The organism is Spirosoma litoris (assembly GCF_054776755.1).
The window spans coordinates 266,023-282,185 of sequence record NZ_BAAHBI010000007.1 but is presented as its reverse complement, the minus strand read 5'-3'; the positions used below and the strand labels follow the sequence as shown (position 1 = coordinate 282,185).

11 protein-coding genes are annotated in these 16,163 nt (G+C 48.7%); 2 read left to right on the top strand and 9 right to left on the bottom strand.

Annotation, left to right across the window (positions count from 1 at the left end; translation table 11 throughout):
- Positions 1-50 precede the first annotated feature (50 nt).
- Positions 51-974 (bottom strand): RluA family pseudouridine synthase, encoded by a 924-nt coding sequence (locus tag ACYVGR_RS04960; RefSeq protein ID WP_460954172.1) that lies wholly within the window; start codon positions 972-974, stop codon positions 51-53.
- Positions 975-1,360: 386 nt separating this feature from the next.
- On the opposite strand from ACYVGR_RS04960, the gene ACYVGR_RS04955 reads away from it, so the two are divergent.
- On the top strand, positions 1,361-4,513 hold the full coding sequence (locus tag ACYVGR_RS04955) for a beta strand repeat-containing protein (RefSeq protein WP_460954170.1): 3,153 nt from the start codon (positions 1,361-1,363) through the stop codon (positions 4,511-4,513).
- Between the two features lie 91 nt (positions 4,514-4,604).
- The gene (locus tag ACYVGR_RS04950) at positions 4,605-7,589 is read left to right on the top strand and encodes an SdrD B-like domain-containing protein (protein ID WP_460954168.1); all 2,985 of its coding nucleotides are present in this window, start codon (positions 4,605-4,607) and stop codon (positions 7,587-7,589) included.
- A 101-nt stretch (positions 7,590-7,690) separates the two neighbouring features.
- Here the strand turns inward: ACYVGR_RS04950 and ACYVGR_RS04945 are convergent, their stop codons facing one another.
- The 8 genes from ACYVGR_RS04945 to pgmB all read right to left on the bottom strand — a co-directional run bounded on the left by ACYVGR_RS04945 (position 7,691) and on the right by pgmB (position 16,067).
- Positions 7,691-8,467 (bottom strand): LytR/AlgR family response regulator transcription factor, encoded by a 777-nt coding sequence (locus ACYVGR_RS04945; RefSeq protein WP_460954167.1) that lies wholly within the window; start codon positions 8,465-8,467, stop codon positions 7,691-7,693.
- 45 nt (positions 8,468-8,512) lie between these two features.
- Positions 8,513-9,703: a sensor histidine kinase gene (locus tag ACYVGR_RS04940; RefSeq protein WP_460954166.1), complete on the bottom strand. Its 1,191-nt coding sequence runs from the start codon at positions 9,701-9,703 to the stop codon at positions 8,513-8,515.
- 178 nt (positions 9,704-9,881) lie between these two features.
- Entirely contained in the window at positions 9,882-10,637 is a 756-nt protein-coding gene (locus ACYVGR_RS04935; protein WP_460954165.1) for an SDR family NAD(P)-dependent oxidoreductase, read from the bottom strand.
- Positions 10,638-10,671: 34 nt separating this feature from the next.
- The gene (locus ACYVGR_RS04930; protein ID WP_460954164.1) at positions 10,672-11,829 is read right to left on the bottom strand and encodes a DUF1624 domain-containing protein; all 1,158 of its coding nucleotides are present in this window, start codon (positions 11,827-11,829) and stop codon (positions 10,672-10,674) included.
- A gap of 83 nt (positions 11,830-11,912) precedes the next feature.
- Positions 11,913-12,809: a 3-keto-disaccharide hydrolase gene (locus ACYVGR_RS04925; protein ID WP_460954163.1), complete on the bottom strand. Its 897-nt coding sequence runs from the start codon at positions 12,807-12,809 to the stop codon at positions 11,913-11,915.
- A 72-nt stretch (positions 12,810-12,881) separates the two neighbouring features.
- On the bottom strand, positions 12,882-13,847 hold the full coding sequence (locus ACYVGR_RS04920; RefSeq protein WP_460954162.1) for a Kelch repeat-containing protein: 966 nt from the start codon (positions 13,845-13,847) through the stop codon (positions 12,882-12,884).
- A gap of 107 nt (positions 13,848-13,954) precedes the next feature.
- Positions 13,955-15,094: an NAD(P)H-dependent flavin oxidoreductase gene (locus ACYVGR_RS04915; RefSeq protein ID WP_460954161.1), complete on the bottom strand. Its 1,140-nt coding sequence runs from the start codon at positions 15,092-15,094 to the stop codon at positions 13,955-13,957.
- A gap of 316 nt (positions 15,095-15,410) precedes the next feature.
- Positions 15,411-16,067 (bottom strand): beta-phosphoglucomutase, encoded by a 657-nt coding sequence (pgmB, locus tag ACYVGR_RS04910; protein WP_460954160.1) that lies wholly within the window; start codon positions 16,065-16,067, stop codon positions 15,411-15,413.
- Positions 16,068-16,163 lie beyond the last annotated feature (96 nt).

Here is a 16,163-nt window from a genome sequence, read left to right as displayed (position 1 = left end):
TGTCGATAGACAGTCCTTGACAATACCTGACCACTCTTGATTATTTCTGACTACTCCTCAGTCCGTTCTTTCATCATATTCACAAAAGCTCGGGGTATGGGGGCATCGAAACGCATAGCCTCGCCCGTTATCGGGTGTTCAAAGGCTAGTACTTCGGCATGTAACCCCAGTCGGCCAATAGGATCGGTAGATGCTCCATACTTGGCATCGCCCACAATAGGGTGGCCAATGTCCTGCATATGCACCCGAATCTGATTTTTGCGCCCGGTTTCCAGCTCTAGTTCCAGCAACGAATACGCTTGATTGGATTTTAAAACCTTGTAATTCGTGATGGCTAGCTGTCCGTTATCGGGATTCTGACTCGAATAAACGATCAGCGCTTTACTTTCGCGCAGGAAGGAGGTAACTGTGCCAGTTGGTGGTTCTGGTACGCCTTCCACCAAAGCTACGTAAGTCCGCTGTTTAGTCGTCGCATTCCAGGACTCCTGCATCAACTTCTGAACTTTCTCGCTTTTGGCAAACATCATAACACCCGACGTCTCGCGATCGAGCCGGTGGATGATGAAGATTTTGTTTTTGGGATTCTCTTTCTTAAGGTAATCACTCAAAATGCCATAGGCAGTACGGTCCCGCTCTTTGTTCGTTGCCATCGAGAGCAGCCCGGCCTGTTTGTTAATGACAATAATACTTGGGTCTTCGTATAGAATGGTCAGACCACGGTACTGCGTGGTTTGAGGGGCACGATTAGCGGCTACAGTCACAATTTGCCCGGCTCTCAGCGGATGATTAAACTGCGTGAACACTTTACCATCAACGAGAATTTGCTTGTTACTCAGCAACGATTTGATGTTGTTCCGATTCTTATGAGGTAACTGGGCAATTAGAAACGCCATTAGCTGAATCGGCTCTGCGACAGTCAGTTTACTATCAGTACGTTGGCCGCGCTGTCGGCGAGGCTTGTCGGTATTCTCCATACGACAAAGGTACGGTTTCCTGTTCGATCTTATTTGTCATGGCTCCTTATTAAAACAAAACAGCCGATCTGCTAGCCGACAAGGATGCAGGAGCAGACGGCTTTCTAACTATAAATATGTGTTCTCCTGCTCTGAATGTAGAGAGCCAATTTCCCAAACCTTGGCCTTTCGCTCATAATGTTTTTTGCTTCCTTTTGATTATTAGGGAGTTATAGTTGATCGCATGTCTGAACATTCTATTACATGTTAAAATGTTCAACTCTGGCATAGAATTGGCTATTGTGTTTAACGATTTCGCAAATAGTTCAAACATAATATTGTAGATAAGGGGATAGCTTCTATAACAGATTTTAACCAGAAGGTATTGGTTTACTTGACGTTTGTGTATGGTGCAGGTTTATAGCTCATTTATGGCGTTGCCAAGCTATTTAAAACGAGTTTGGCTATGTATATTGTTCTGTCTCCTTGGGCAGCTCGTACATATACCTGCGGCTAATGCAACGCACTTTAGATATGGCAACCTTAGCTGGCGACAATTACCGTCTGATGCAACAGGCCGAACTATTGAGTTTAAGCTCACCATGGGGTTCCGGCTGAGTTATAGTAATTTCTCTCCCACACCAACCGTTGGTTCTACCGTTAGTAATGCCAATGCCAACGGAAGTGCCGCCTTTACCTATGGCGATGGCACGACGACTACAGCGTTCAATTTTACGGTAACTTCGGTTAATACAGCAGATGATTATTTTTATGCTGAAGCTATATTAACAAAGGCATACTCAACAACAGGAAACTTTACCGCCTTTATTGAGGCAAGCGCACGGCTTAGTACGTTGCAGAATAATGGCGATGGCCGTTATCGAATCAACTCGTTGGTTAACGTCGGTGCTGCCAATGCCAACCTGCCACCAGCATCGACCTTACCGCCAATTGTCAATCTACCGTTTAATCAGTCTGCGGCTACGTTTACAGTGCCCGCTACAGATCCAGATGGCAATCCGCTTACGTTCAGTCTGGCAACTGCCGCTGATCTGGGCGCAACATCGTATACGTTTACTCAGCCAACCAATTTTTCCATTTCATCCAGTGGTGTAGCCACATTCGACACGCGGTCGCCGAAAGCAGTTGGGCAGTTATACAATGCGATCATAAAAATATCAGATGGCAAGTCGTTTGTCATTGTTGACTTTATTATTAAAATCGTTGCTGCCAGCGATCCGCCCGTTTTTGTGTATGGGGGCATTACGCCCGCAAATAATTCGACTATACAGACGTATGTAGGTTGTCCAATTAATTTTAATGTTCGGGCAACCGATACTGATCCAACCAGTAATACCATCACGCTTCAGGGGGTAGGTTTGCCATCGGGGGCTACATTCTCGCCTGTCACGGGTTCAAATACGGTAACCTCTGCCTTTAGTTTTAATCCTACTACCGAGGGAACATCGGTTACGTCGTTCTATGCGCAGGATAATATTGGTAATCAGGCCATAACGTCGGTTACGTTTCGAGTTCTTCAACCACTTTTAACGGCTAATGCTTCGCTGGTTTGTGTGGGTAGTACGATTAGCCTGACGGCTACGCCCGGTACAAGTGCTTCAGGCGTAACGAATTATACATTCAGAGGGCCGAATGGCATTATTGGCTCTACAAGCACCACAAACACGGCTACGGTTAGTGGACTGGCAGCTGGCGTATATAATTTTAGCGTTACAACTACCAATTCGCTCAATTCAAACACGGCCTGTACGAGCACTGCCGTTACATCGGTAACCGTCGACGCTCCACCTACAGTTACCCTAACTAATTCAGGAACACTAACCTGTACAGTAACCAGCGTTACGTTAACAGCAACCAGCAGCACTGCCCCAACTTCGTATGCATTTACCGGGCCAGGTCTAAGTCAAACGGGTTCGACCAGTACAGCGGTTGTTACGCAGCCGGGAACCTATACGGTTTTGGTAACGACGCCCAGTGGTTGTACAGCAGTAGCTACTACAACCGTGGTCAGCAATACGGCTACACCAGCTACCCCCACGGTTAGTTTAATACAGCCCAGTTGTACGCTTGCCACGGGTACCATTACTGTTACAGCCCCTACAGGAACGGGTTTAACGTATAGTATCAACGGTACGACTTACACCAATACAACAGGTGTGTTCACAGGTGTGGCGGCAGGTACCTATACTGTTACCGTCCGCAATACAAATAGTGGGTGTACGTCTTCCGCTACGTCGGTAACGATAACTGCGCAACCTGCGACACCGGCAGCGCCAACGGTGAATGTAACCCAGCCAACGTGTACGCAACCAACTGGAACAATCACTATCACGGCGCCCACAGGTACAGGATTGACGTATAGTATAGACGGCGTAAACTATGTTTCGTCTACAACCTTTTCTGGCGTTGCACCTGGAACGTACTCGGTGACGGTCCGCAATAGTAGTGGGTGTACGTCCTCAGCTACTACCGCAACCGTAAATGGCGCCTTACTAGCCTCAGCGGCTCCAACGGCAAGCGTGACATCACAACCCAACTGTCTGACGGCCACCGGCACCATTACCATCACGGCTCCGACCGGTCTCGGGTTTTCTTATAGCATTGACGGATCGACTTACACCAATACGACGGGTGTGTTTACCGGCGTGGCTCCGGGTGTATATGCAGTGACCGATCGAAATGGTCTTGGTTGTATTTCTACTGCTACCTCAGTTACAGTAAATGCACAACCGTCCACGCCTGCCGCCCCAACCGTGAGTGTGACGGCTCAGCCCAACTGTCTGACCTCCACGGGTACCATTACCATTACGGCACCCATCGGTACCGGGTTGACGTATAGTATTAATGGCACAACCTATACGAATACAACGGGCGTGTTCACGGGTGTGGTAGCAGGCACCTACGCTGTGACGGTTCGCAATAGTAGCGGTTGTACCTCAGCGGCTACTTCAGTGACGGTGAATGCTCAACCGCCTACACCAGTCTTGACCTTAAATTCAGTTTCAATCTGTGCCGGTTCATCGACCACCTTATCCGTAGGGGGCTGTACGGGTGGGACTTTGCTTTGGTCAACAGGCGACAATACTACGTCTATTGTCGTCGCTCCAGTGGTCACAACAACCTATTCCGCTACGTGTACGAACACTTCGGGTTGTTCCGCTTCAGTTTCAGCGACTGTAACGATACGTCCTACTCCCACATTTACAAGCATACCGACCGTTACCGCAGCTACCTGCAATGGAGTGACGGCTACGAACTCGGCCCATATTGACTTTACTACATTACAGAATACCGAGCGTGCCGATATCTCCTTAGGAGCAACCTATTCAGGGCCAGCATACGGAGCTGCAAGTAATAAAATAGTGACTAGTAGTGCGGTTAGCTTTAGTAGCCTGCCTAATCCAGCTTCCAGCCAGACATATACTATTCGGTTGTTTAGCGGATCGGGGAGTTGTTTTGTCGATGTTGGTGCCCGACTTGATCCTGTGAATTGTCAGTGCCCATCACCGTCTTGTGTCATCGTTACGATTGCCCCTTAATATGAATTAGCGATTTCGAATTTATGGATATGTGCCTTTTTTGATTCACATCTTACCGCTTGAATTGATGAAAAAAAAACTACAAATGATTATGCCTCTGTCACTTAGGATGTTGAGACATGGTTGGGTTATTGGCTTATTGCTGATAGCGCAGTTGGTACGGGCAGAAGCTCCTAACAAGGAGTCGGCTCCGAAACTTTTGGGAATTGGTGATTTTGTATTCCTGGATTATAACCGAAATGGTATTCAGGATACCGGAGAACCGGGTATTGCTAACGTAATTGTTCGGCTCTATCAGAGTGGGATACAGCGTGGGCAAACTACCACCAATAGTAGTGGTCAATATTCGTTCACAACGGGATTATTGCCCAATACGGCTTACGAAGTCAGGATCGCTCCCGGCGATTTTCCTTCAGGTCTGAAATTGACCAGTTACCATCAGGGGAGCAACCCAGAGGTAGATAGTGATGCTCAACTGGTTGGTGGGAATGCGGTTGTTTTTCTGACGACCAACAATACCAACACCGCCGATAACTCGTATGATATTGGTTTCGTGGCCGGAAACCCTGATTTAATTGTGGCTAAAACCACAGATGTATCGCAAACGACGTTAGGTAATAATGCGACCTTCACGATTCAGGTAACGAATAGCGGGAGTGGAGCGGCTACCAATGTACAAGTGCGGGATACGCTGGACGCTGGTTTGGCTTATGTATCGTCATCGCCAGCTGCAACCACAACGACTTATGGAGATACCCGGATTTTAGTTTGGAATCTAGGCACATTAACCGCAGGGGCGACAACGAATCTGACGGTGACGACAACCACGCGTGCCGAAGGAGTCTTATATAATACGGCATATGTTGCAACGACTGATACAGAGAACAGTGTAGCGAATAATGCGGGAAGGTCTTGTGTAACTGTCCCCATCAAGCTATGTGCTGGGGAAAATTATGTTGCTAGTTTACCGGCTCAATATACCAATGTCCAATGGTTCAGAAATGGAGGGTCAACACCCGTAGCCACAGGAAACAGTTTTACAATTGTACAATCGGGTAGTTATACATTTACAACCACAGCGAATGTAAGTTGCCCGGCTAATGGATGTTGCCCAATTGTTGTCGAGGATGGGCTGGTTCCAACGCTGGCTATTACGCCTACAAACCCAGCTATTTGTCAGGGACAAAGCACAAGCTTAACGGTTGCAGGCTGCACAGGAGGAACTTTATTATGGAGCGCAAATGCATCAAGCGCCACAACAGCAAGTATTTTGGTATCCCCAACCGCAACAACCATTTACTCGGTAACGTGTACGCCAAGCGCTTATGGAACCTGTCCCGGTGTAACCTCTACTACCGTTACGGTCAATCCATCAGTAACAGCGACCTTGTCCAGCATCACGATTTGTAACGGCACCAGCGGTACGTTGGTGGCAGGTGGCGGTAGTTCGTACCGTTTCTTTGATGGCACTACGGTAACCAACAACACCTCGGGTACCTTAGTGGTAGCACCCACGGTGAACGGCGATAATCCCTACTCGGTGACAGTGACCTCGGGCTTCGGTTGTTCGGCGGTGGCCACGGGTACGGTGACAGTGAACCCATCGGTGACGGCCACGCTGTCCAGCATCACGATTTGTAACGGCACCAGCGGCACGTTAGTAGCGGGTGGCGGCAGTTCGTACCGCTTCTTTGATGGCACCACAGTGACCAACAATACCTCAGGAACTTTAGTGGTGGCGCCTACAGTGAATGGGTCGAATCCTTATTCGGTGACGGTGACCTCGGGCTTCGGTTGTTCAGCGGTGGCCACGGGTACGGTGACGGTGAACCCATCGGTAACGGCCACGCTCTCCAGCATCACCATCTGTAACGGCACCAGCGGTACACTGACCGCCGAAGGGGGAACAAACTACCGCTTCTTCGATGGCACTACGGTAACCAACAACACCTCGGGTACCTTAGTGGTAGCACCCACGGTGAACGGCGATAATCCCTACTCGGTGACAGTGACCTCAGGCTTCGGTTGTTCAGCGGTGGCCACGGGTACGGTGACAGTGAACCCATCGGTGACAGCGACCTTGTCCAGTATTACCATCTGTAACGGCACCAGCGGCACGTTAGTAGCGGGTGGCGGGTCTAGTTATCGTTTCTTTGATGGCACCACGGTGACCAACAACACCTCGGGCACCTTAGTAGTGGCGCCCACGGTGAACGGATCGAATCCTTATTCAGTGACGGTGACCTCGGGCTTTGGTTGTTCAGCGGTGGCCACGGGTACGGTGACGGTGAACCCATCGGTGACGGCGACAATCGCGGTTACTAATTCAACGATATGCCAGGGGGAAAGCACAACACTCACCGCAGGCGGAGGGAGTGGCTACCTGTGGTCAACAGGTGCGACGACTGCGACGATTTCTGTAACTGCCAGCGGACCTTATTCGGTGACGGTAAATAGCTCAGTGGGTTGTAGCGCTGTTGCGAGTACGACTGTAACCGTTAATCCTGCACCACAACTCACCATTAACTCGGTTACCTTGTGTGCGGGAGGAACGGCTACCTTAACGGTTAATGGTTGCGCTGGCGGTACACTCAACTGGGCTACGGGTGATAATACGGCGTCTCTAACGATTACACCGCTAATCACCACGACGTACTCGGCCACCTGTACGTTTCTAACAGGCTGTACCGCTGCCATAGCAACAACCGTCGTTGTGAATTCAGCGCCAACTTACAGTGTGGCTCCAACAGTAGTCGCAGCTACTTGTACAGGGGCAGCGGCAAATAACAATGCGCATATTGACTTCACGACGTTGCAGAATGCGGAACGGGCTGATATTTCGCTCGGAACCACCTACGCCGGGCCTGCTTATGGTGCGCCTAGTAATCAGGTAGTAAGCGGAGGTGTGGTGTCTTTTGCAAATTTGGCAAACCCCGCTAGTGCGCAGTCCTATACGATTCGATTGTACAGTGCCAATGGTACTTGCTTCTCCGATGTAACGGTCGTTCTGAGTCCGGCTGAATGTGAGTGTCCTGCACCAAAGTGCGTACCTGTCGTCATTCGAAAAGTCAGGTAAATCGTACAGTCCAATAAACAGACAACCCCGCTAGCTAATCTGGCGGGGTTGTCTGTTTATTGGACTCAATGTAAATCGGGAGTCTGAGCGTCTCTTTGTGTTTATTTGCCCAGCCACTCCTTGAACTCAGTCATGCGGTCGCCACTAACGAAGACCTCCTGACGAGATTTGGGGTTTAAGTCGAGCTTAAGTTTACCCGCCGAAAACGTGTGAATCGTCTGGATAGCGGGGAGTGAAACCAGAAACTGACGACTGATTCGGAAAAACTGCCGAGGATTCAGCAACTGGGTCAGTTTGTCCAGACTGTAATCAACGGGTAGTGTCAGGCCATCTTTCGTGACTAAAAACACTACTTTTTCTTCCAGATAGAAATAGGCTACTTCGCTGGTTTCAATGCTCCTGATTTTCGTGCCAACCGTAATCATAAACCGATCTTTGTAATCGGTATGCTTCGATTTGCCAATCAGGTTGAGTAACGTTTCAATGTCGTGTGAGGAAGACGTATTCTGCCCAAATTGTTTTTTCAGCGCTTTAAACTTTTCGATAGCGGCAACCAACTCATCATAATTGATAGGTTTCAGCAGGTAATCGATGCTATTGACCTTAAACGCCTGAATCATGTATTCGTCATAGGCTGTCGTGAAAATAACCGGCGTAGCCACTTGTGTTTGCTCAAAAATGCGGAATCCCAGGTCATCTTCGAGGTGGATGTCCATAAAAATCAGGTCGATGGGGTCTGTTGATTCGCTAAACCACGCCACCGCTTCGGCTACCGATGGAAGTCGGGCTAGCACGTTAATACCCGAATCGTATTTATGAAGCAGACTTTCGAGTCGTTTGGCGGTTAGGTTTTCGTCTTCGATGATGACTACGTTCATTTTTGATCAGTTACTGAGCGAATAAATAAATGAAAATGAGCCTGTTTATACTTTATTTATCAGCACGTTAGCTCGTTCATTCACTACTTCATTCATGCGCTCATTAAGTAATAGAGGAATCTTAACAACAAAACTACCATCGCTCTCACCCACCCAAACCGATTCCTCAGTAAGCATGGCGTAACGGGTAATAATATTTTGCAGACCTACACCAGTCGATGTTTCCGATTGTGGACGAGGCTGTAGGTTATTTCTGACAACTAAACAATCGCCTTCAAGCTGAATATGCACTTTCAAAGGCTCTTTGACAGACATTCGGTTGTGTTTCACCGCATTCTCTACGAGTAGTTGCAACGTTAGCGGGGCGATACTATAGCGCGTTAGATCAGCCTCGGGCACATTAATAATGACATCAAATTTGTTCTCGAAGCGGATATTGAGCAAGAAGCGGTAAGCCTGAATAAACTCCAACTCTGTTTTAAGGAGAACCCGCTCGTTGTCTTTCTGTTCAAGAATATAGCGATATGCCCTCGATAACTGGTCAATGAATTTTTCGGACAATTCGGCATCAGCATGTACTAACGACGACAAGATACTGAGGCTATTGAACAGAAAATGCGGATTTACCTGGCTTTTTAGCGCAGCAAACTGGGCCTGCACATTCTCTTTTTCCAGCCGTTCGGCGCGTACCTGAATTTCCTCCAGCCGTCGATTGGCCCGTCGGTTCGCGGCCAGATAGAAGGCCGATAACATCGACATCACAGTCAACCCGTTGTTCACGCGCCGACGTTGTTCACGGCCTCTACGTCTATCTTCTTCGGTACGGGGTGGCCCAGGCGGACGTTGAAAACGAGCTTCCTGTTCGCGGTAGAACCCAAACTGTTGTTCTAAAACAGTATCCAGACCCTTCCAAAGCATCCCAAAACCAATATTGAACAGAACAGCCAAGGCGCTGGCAATCACTAAGGTGGCAACCTGAGCTGGGATTTTGAATTCAATCAGGAATCCATCCCCAAAACGACTAACGAATCGTTGCTGTAGCCATTCGGTTACAGTAAGCCAGGCATATAGAAACAAAATGATCAGGCATATTTCGAGTACCCAAAACGGAATATTTCGTGGTGAGAACAACCAATCTAGCGTAGCCCCATTGACGTACAGTCGAATGGGCCAGTAAATAACGAACACGCTCAGGGCGAGTTGCCATTTTTGCGAAGTCGTTAGACGATAGGACATAGCACGTTAGGTTTATAAACAAAACTAGTTACTAGTCATAAACTGCAAAAAAGAAACCGGCGGAATGCCACTTTCAGGAGCGCGAGTGACGCGTTTCGGTTTTTGAGCAGAAGACTCTGTTTAACTAATCTAGTTATAGTTGCCCATCGGCTGTTGCTCTGGCAGCTGATTTCGTCAATCAATAAGTAGCTCGTCCGCCCGATAAATCAAAGATGAAACCTGTAGTGAAACTGGCTTCTTCCGATACAATCCAGGCAGCCATAGCCGCTACTTCTTCTACCGTACCCAAGCGTTTCATGGGTATTTTGGCCGTCATATAGGCCAGTTGTTCAGGGTCAGTATCGTTGTTTAAGGCCGTTTTGATGACCGCAGGAGCCAATCCATTGACCGTAATGCCAGTTTCGGCGTATTCTTTCCCGATTCCTTTGACCAAGCCAATAACTCCTGCTTTCATGGACGAGTAGCCCGTCATAAAGGGGTTACCTTCTTTCCCCGCAATGGAAGCCAGATGGAGAATGCGCCCATAGTTTCGGCTTTCCATGACCTTAATGCCATACTTGGTCATCAGAAAAGCTCCCCGCAGATTGGTATGGTAAACCCGATCGTAGTCGGCTACTGAATAGTCGGTGATTTTGGTGCTGGTTGGTCCTACAATACCCGCTGAGTTCACAATAATATCTAAACGACCTGACGCTTCTGCGACTGCCTGAATTGCCTTTTCAACCGAACTCTCCTGCGAAATATCGACCACATGACCTGTTACGGCAAATCCCTGCTTGCTCAACTCGGCAACGGTACGTTTGAGTTGGACATGGTTAATATCGAACAGGGCAATGGTAGCGCCTTCAGAAGCAATGCGGTTGGCAATCGCTTTTCCAATACCATCGGCACCGCCTGTAATAATCGCTACTTGGCCCGCAAATCGAGTTAACATAATAGGAATGTGGTTTTAACAGAAGATAAATTCATTAGAGATACCGTAACCAGCCAATTTCGGGATGATTGGCTTTGTAGCGGCTATACCATTTACAGGCAGGGTACAACAAAAGAACCAATCCGATCCATACGGCATACACGCCCCCCAGCGAGAGGCCGGCGCCATCGGGTCGGCCAAAGTTTAGGGGGCCAGAAGGAATATCGGCCCAGGTATAGCCTTGTAGAAAACTCATGATAAGCATGGCTATGTGCACCAGATACCAATGCAAAATGTAATAAAACATGGGCACTTTTCCGTAAACCGTTAGCCAACGCGTGAAGCCATTATTGGCTCCATCGGCGCTTGATAAGAAGATTAGCATCAGGCCAATCGTGACGAGTGTATACAGCAGCGAAGGCGGGTACTTGGTTACGTTCATGAAGGACAGAAACGTAAATAAGGCATCTTTCTGCGCGGACCAGGGAGCGGGATCGCCGTAGAGGTTCAGGAAACGGAGCAGTACAAACAGCACTAAAGCGCCCAGGCCGATGCGTAATAGGAGTGGTTTACGTTCTTCGACGGGCCGTTCCATCAACGAGCCGCAGGCAAAACCAACGAGCATAATGCCTAACCAGGGAACGATTGGATAGGCTACTAGTAAGGCAAACGATGGGCTTATTGAAAAAAAGTCGCTGCGAAAGATTAAGGCCCAAGTCAGGCGAGCCGCTGGATTAGCAAACGTAGGCACGATCTGGAGAATATTATGCCCAAATACAATCACGAAGCCAATAATAGCGATCCATTTGACGGGTAATTTCACGATAAAGGAGAGAATGATTAACCCACTCCCGATGGCGTAAATTACCTGTAGCATAAGGGAATGAAAATGAATGTCGAACCAGAAGGCAAAGTTGATTATCGTGAGTTCGAGCAGGAGTAAAACCAACCCACGCTTGCGTAAAAACTGTCGGGCTGCGGCATCGTTTCGTTTCCTGAGTGACAAATACGCCGACGTTCCCGATAAAAACACGAAGGTTGGTGCGCATAAGTGCGTAACCCAACGAGTCATGAAAATAGCCGGTGTTGTTGTCGTTAAATCGGTCGGATTCTGACTCATTGCGGGCAGGTGCAATAGGTCACGAACATGGTCCAGGGCCATAATTACCATGACCAGACCACGTGTTACGTCAATAGCAGTTACGCGCTTCATGCAGAGGTTGGTTGTTTCAGGTTTCATGTTCCAGATTTAAATTGCTTCAGACCTGGAACATGAAACCTGAAACAACAGAATAGTTAACGTTTTTTATATCGGCACTGGGTGTTGTCCGATTTTAGGTAATAGGACTTATAATTCAGTGCTTTAGGGTCTGTGCACCCTTTTAGTTCAAGCACTTCTACCTTCTTGAAGTCAATGGCGTGGCTTTCGGCCTGCAGGGCAATGTAGCCTTCACCAAGGGGCGTATTCGCTCGGCTGATCCAGTAATCGGCATTGTCGATGTGTGCTGCTTTCCAGTCCGTGCCTTCACTCACAAAGCCACCACCGACTTCGGGGCGCTCATAGGTCAGTACCGTGTTGCCTTCTACAATATGATGAACAATAGAGTCCCCCAGTACAATAGCTTCGGCCGTTACCCATTGATCACCATCGTAGGTTTTGGAATCTGAGTCGATGCAATGTTCGGGGTTGAGTTTGCCATGCATGTAGACCTGGGTACCGGGTGTACACAAGTTGCCTGTGTGGCGTGGCCCTTTGCCCAAGCCGCCCAGCAACTGGATTTCCAGTGATACCGGAAACGTTTGCCCAATGGAACAACTTGCCGCCGATTGCGAGTGGACCATGACGCCACTGTTGCGTACATTCCAGGTATCGCCACCAGGTGTTTGGTTCCCTACAAATCGGTACGTAAACCGCACCCGGTAATACGAAAACGGCTTATTGTAGTACATATGGCCATATTTGCCATCGAACGTTTTGTACTGATCGTAAGCAATACGCAGGATGCCGTTCTCGACGCGGAAGGTGTTTTTGTAATTATCATTCAGGGGCAATCCCGCAATCTTGATGTCCCAGTTTTTGAGATCTTTCCCATTGAAAAGCTGAACCCATTCCTGACGGTCAGCTGCTTTTTGGGCCAATATTGTTGAGATGGTTATCAGGCAAAGAATTAGCGTTTGGATAAGTTTTTTCATGCTTTAAGTCTTGGGTTTCGTGTTCCAGGTTTCATGTGGCTTCGAAAACCTGGAACCTGGAACAGTTATCACTTATTTCATCACTTCCACCGTATTCAATTCCGGTCCTCCGCCGTGATTGGCCGACCCGGCAACAATATAAATTTTGTCTTTGTAAACAACAGCCTGTGTGCCATGACGCCCTTGTTTCAGGGCCGGTCCTTTGGTCCACTGATTCGTTTTTGGGTCGAGGGCTTCGGCTTCGTTATGCGCCAGAAGTTGTACCGTTTCGCCACCAATAATCCAGACTTTACCGCCTTGCGTTACGGCCGTGCCACCAGCCCGTTGTGTTGGAATATTGGATGTAGTGGGCAGGGTTGTCCATTTGCCCGTTTTGAAATCATACACATCGACTTCGGCAATAGTCGTTTCCAGCACTTTATTGATTCGTGCTGTGGAGTTACGACCGCCTGCCAGATAGAGTTTATCGTCTACAACAGCCGCACTGATATGATCGCGCGTGCGGGGTGCATCGGGCAAGCGTTTCCAGGTATTTGTTTTGGGGTCATACTCATCCAGCCAGGCTACGTGCCCGTCGTAATGCCCGTCGATGATGCCGCAAGCCATATAAATCTTGTTTTTATAAACGACTACGCCCGCCGAACCCCGAAGACGTTCTTTGGGAATTTCGGGACCCATGCGCCAGATACCCTGCTTCGGACTGTAGATATAGATGTTTGGTATAGGTGTTTCGTGGGGGTATTTGCCCTGAAACGCGCCCATCACATAAAGCTCCCCGTTATAATTAATGGCCTGGAAATGATTCATTTCGAGCGGGGGAGTTGGCAGTGTTTGCCAAACCAGTGTTTTGAGATTGAGTGCTTCCAGTGGTTTGATTCCCCGACCACCCACCGCATACAGACTGTCGCCGATGAGAGCCGCTGCATTTTCGTGACGAGGGGAGCACGAATTTTGGGTAGTTACAGGTTGCCAGGTCTGGGCCTGAGTCGTAAAACCAGCACTCATCAGGCTTAGAAAAATGAAAGAATAGGCTCGCATGGAATAAAAAGGAGAGATAAATGAGTCTGGTTTGAAAACCGAAAAGTCGTCGGTTCCTACTCTTTTGCAGTTTCTAAAGATAGTGGCAATTTTCCAAACGGTTTCGCTTACCTGCCCAATCGCGCTAATGTTTCTTCTGCTAACTGTCGAGTTAATTCACCGGCTGGCAATTCCCGGCCCAAAGCAGCTGCCTGACCTGACCACAGCGACATAAAATCGCCCGACCCAACTGGCTCTGTTTTTGCACGCAGGGGCACAAGGGCTCCGCCAGCCAGCGGAAATTCAGGTGCGCTATCGGACATAGGGCCAACTTCACGAACCAGACGATTGACAATACTTCTGGCTGGACGTCCCGTAAATACATTAGTGATCGCTGTTGTATTGTCTTTGGCACTTCGTAAGGCTTCTCGATGAACAGGCGCTATCGTTGATTCTGGACAGAATAGGTAAGCCGTGCCGATTTGTACTGCCGAGGCTCCAAGCGCAAAGGCTGCTACAATACCGCGGGCATCCGCAATCCCGCCCGCAGCAATAACCGGTACCTTTACAGCATCGACTATCTGGGGTACAAGCGCCATCGTACCTGCCTGCGTTGAGATATCCCGACTAAGAAATAAGCCCCGATGTCCGCCAGCTTCGGCACCCTGCGCAATGATTGCATCGCAACCTTCCTGCTCAAGCCAACGTGCTTCATCGACAGTGGTGGCCGAGGACAGAATTTGCGCGCCTGTGGCCTTTACGCGGGCAAGAAGGCTTTTATCGGGAAGTCCAAAGTGAAAACTCACCACCTCTGGTTTTAATTCAGCAACCAGATTGCATAAGGCGGCATCGAATGGAGCACGATTTGAAATAGGCGTGGGGGCTTGCGGATCGATGTTCAGTTCATGATAATAGGGTTCCAGCCGTTTTTTCCAGTTGTTCTCGCGGTCGACATCGAACTGGGGCGGTTGATGGCAGAAAAAATTAAGGTTGATTGGGCGCGTTGTATGTTGTCGGATATGCGCTACTTCTGCACGTATCTGTTCTGGTGTAAGCAACGCGCAGGCAAGCGATCCGAGTCCACCGGCTTCGGCGACAGCAATTGCCATTTCGGAGGTGGCCGCTCCTGCCATCGGAGCCAATAGAATGGGCAAGTCAATACCAAGTAAACGTTGAATGCGATTGTCAGGCCAGGTCGTCATGGTTCTGTGGTTTTTGGGTAAAATTCGGGATTTTACCCAAAAAGAAAGCCAGACGATCGAAGTCATCTGGCTTTTGTCTCGCTGTTGATGGACACTCTACTGCAATTCAACACTACTTTGCCATCTCGAGCGAAATACACTCACATAACGCGTTACTAGCCGCTGTTGTTTTGGCTATGTGTAATTTATTTTAGGCCTTTCGCAAAAAGCCAGCTTCTGCTAACTTATGCCTCCAATTGGACCACCACTGCAAAATGGATGCTCCGGTTTGTCAGGATTGGATTGCGCAACTCGATCAGGCCGTTATGGCGAATGATCCATCGGGTACTATTGGGTTTTCTCCAGTACTGATGATTTCTATGTGAGTCTGGGCTAGCCTACTTTATACCGATGCTTTTTCCAAAACCTGCTCTACTGTCAATGTTTCCAGTGAAGGAGCAACCAGGTCGGCCTGGGTGAGTACTTCAGGCGAACCAAGTCCTACGACAAACATACCACCTCGCTTACCCGCTTCGACACCCGCTACTGCATCTTCAAACACAACGCATTCGGCTGGACTAACGCCCAATTCGGCGGCCCCTTTAGTAAACACTTCTGGATCGGGTTTGCCTTTGCTGATTTTTGTGCCGTCGATAATGGCATCAAAGGCATCGGACATACCAATTCGTTCCAGAATCATGGGCGCGTTTTTACTCACCGAACCAAGTGCTGTAAGCAAACCTGCTTGGCGAACCTGGGCAAAGAAAGCAGGCACTCCTGGCAGAATATCATCGGAGGTCATGCGGCTGACAAGTTCGAGATACCACTGGTTTTTCTGGGTAGCCAGTTCGTTCTTTTTATCATCCGATAGGGTTAATCCGCCATGCGCCAGAATCAAATCCAGCGATTCCATGCGGCTAACGCCTTTGAGTTGTTCATTAAATTCTTCCGAAATGTCGAAGCCGAGTTCATTGGCAAGCCGTTTCCAGGCTTGATAATGGTAGATGGCCGTGTCGACAATAACCCCATCGAGGTCGAACAGGAACGCTTTGATAGACATAATGCTTCAGGTTGGCAAACGACAAAAGTAGTCGATTCAGGTACTGATTGGTGGTTTGAAAAAAACTTACGCCAAAAATTGCGAAATCAATTTGCT

Coding starts and splice junctions, on each gene's coding strand:
- ACYVGR_RS04920 (WP_460954162.1), bottom strand. CDS start 13,847: ATGCGAGCCTATTCTTTCATTTTTCTAAGCCTGATGAGTGCTGGTTTT.
- ACYVGR_RS04950 (WP_460954168.1), top strand. CDS start 4,605: ATGCCTCTGTCACTTAGGATGTTGAGACATGGTTGGGTTATTGGCTTA.
- ACYVGR_RS04925 (WP_460954163.1), bottom strand. CDS start 12,809: ATGAAAAAACTTATCCAAACGCTAATTCTTTGCCTGATAACCATCTCA.
- ACYVGR_RS04930 (WP_460954164.1), bottom strand. CDS start 11,829: ATGAAGCGCGTAACTGCTATTGACGTAACACGTGGTCTGGTCATGGTA.
- ACYVGR_RS04955 (WP_460954170.1), top strand. CDS start 1,361: ATGGTGCAGGTTTATAGCTCATTTATGGCGTTGCCAAGCTATTTAAAA.
- ACYVGR_RS04940 (WP_460954166.1), bottom strand. CDS start 9,703: ATGTCCTATCGTCTAACGACTTCGCAAAAATGGCAACTCGCCCTGAGC.
- ACYVGR_RS04945 (WP_460954167.1), bottom strand. CDS start 8,467: ATGAACGTAGTCATCATCGAAGACGAAAACCTAACCGCCAAACGACTC.
- pgmB (WP_460954160.1), bottom strand. CDS start 16,067: ATGTCTATCAAAGCGTTCCTGTTCGACCTCGATGGGGTTATTGTCGAC.
- ACYVGR_RS04960 (WP_460954172.1), bottom strand. CDS start 974: ATGGAGAATACCGACAAGCCTCGCCGACAGCGCGGCCAACGTACTGAT.
- ACYVGR_RS04935 (WP_460954165.1), bottom strand. CDS start 10,637: ATGTTAACTCGATTTGCGGGCCAAGTAGCGATTATTACAGGCGGTGCC.
- ACYVGR_RS04915 (WP_460954161.1), bottom strand. CDS start 15,094: ATGACTTCGATCGTCTGGCTTTCTTTTTGGGTAAAATCCCGAATTTTA.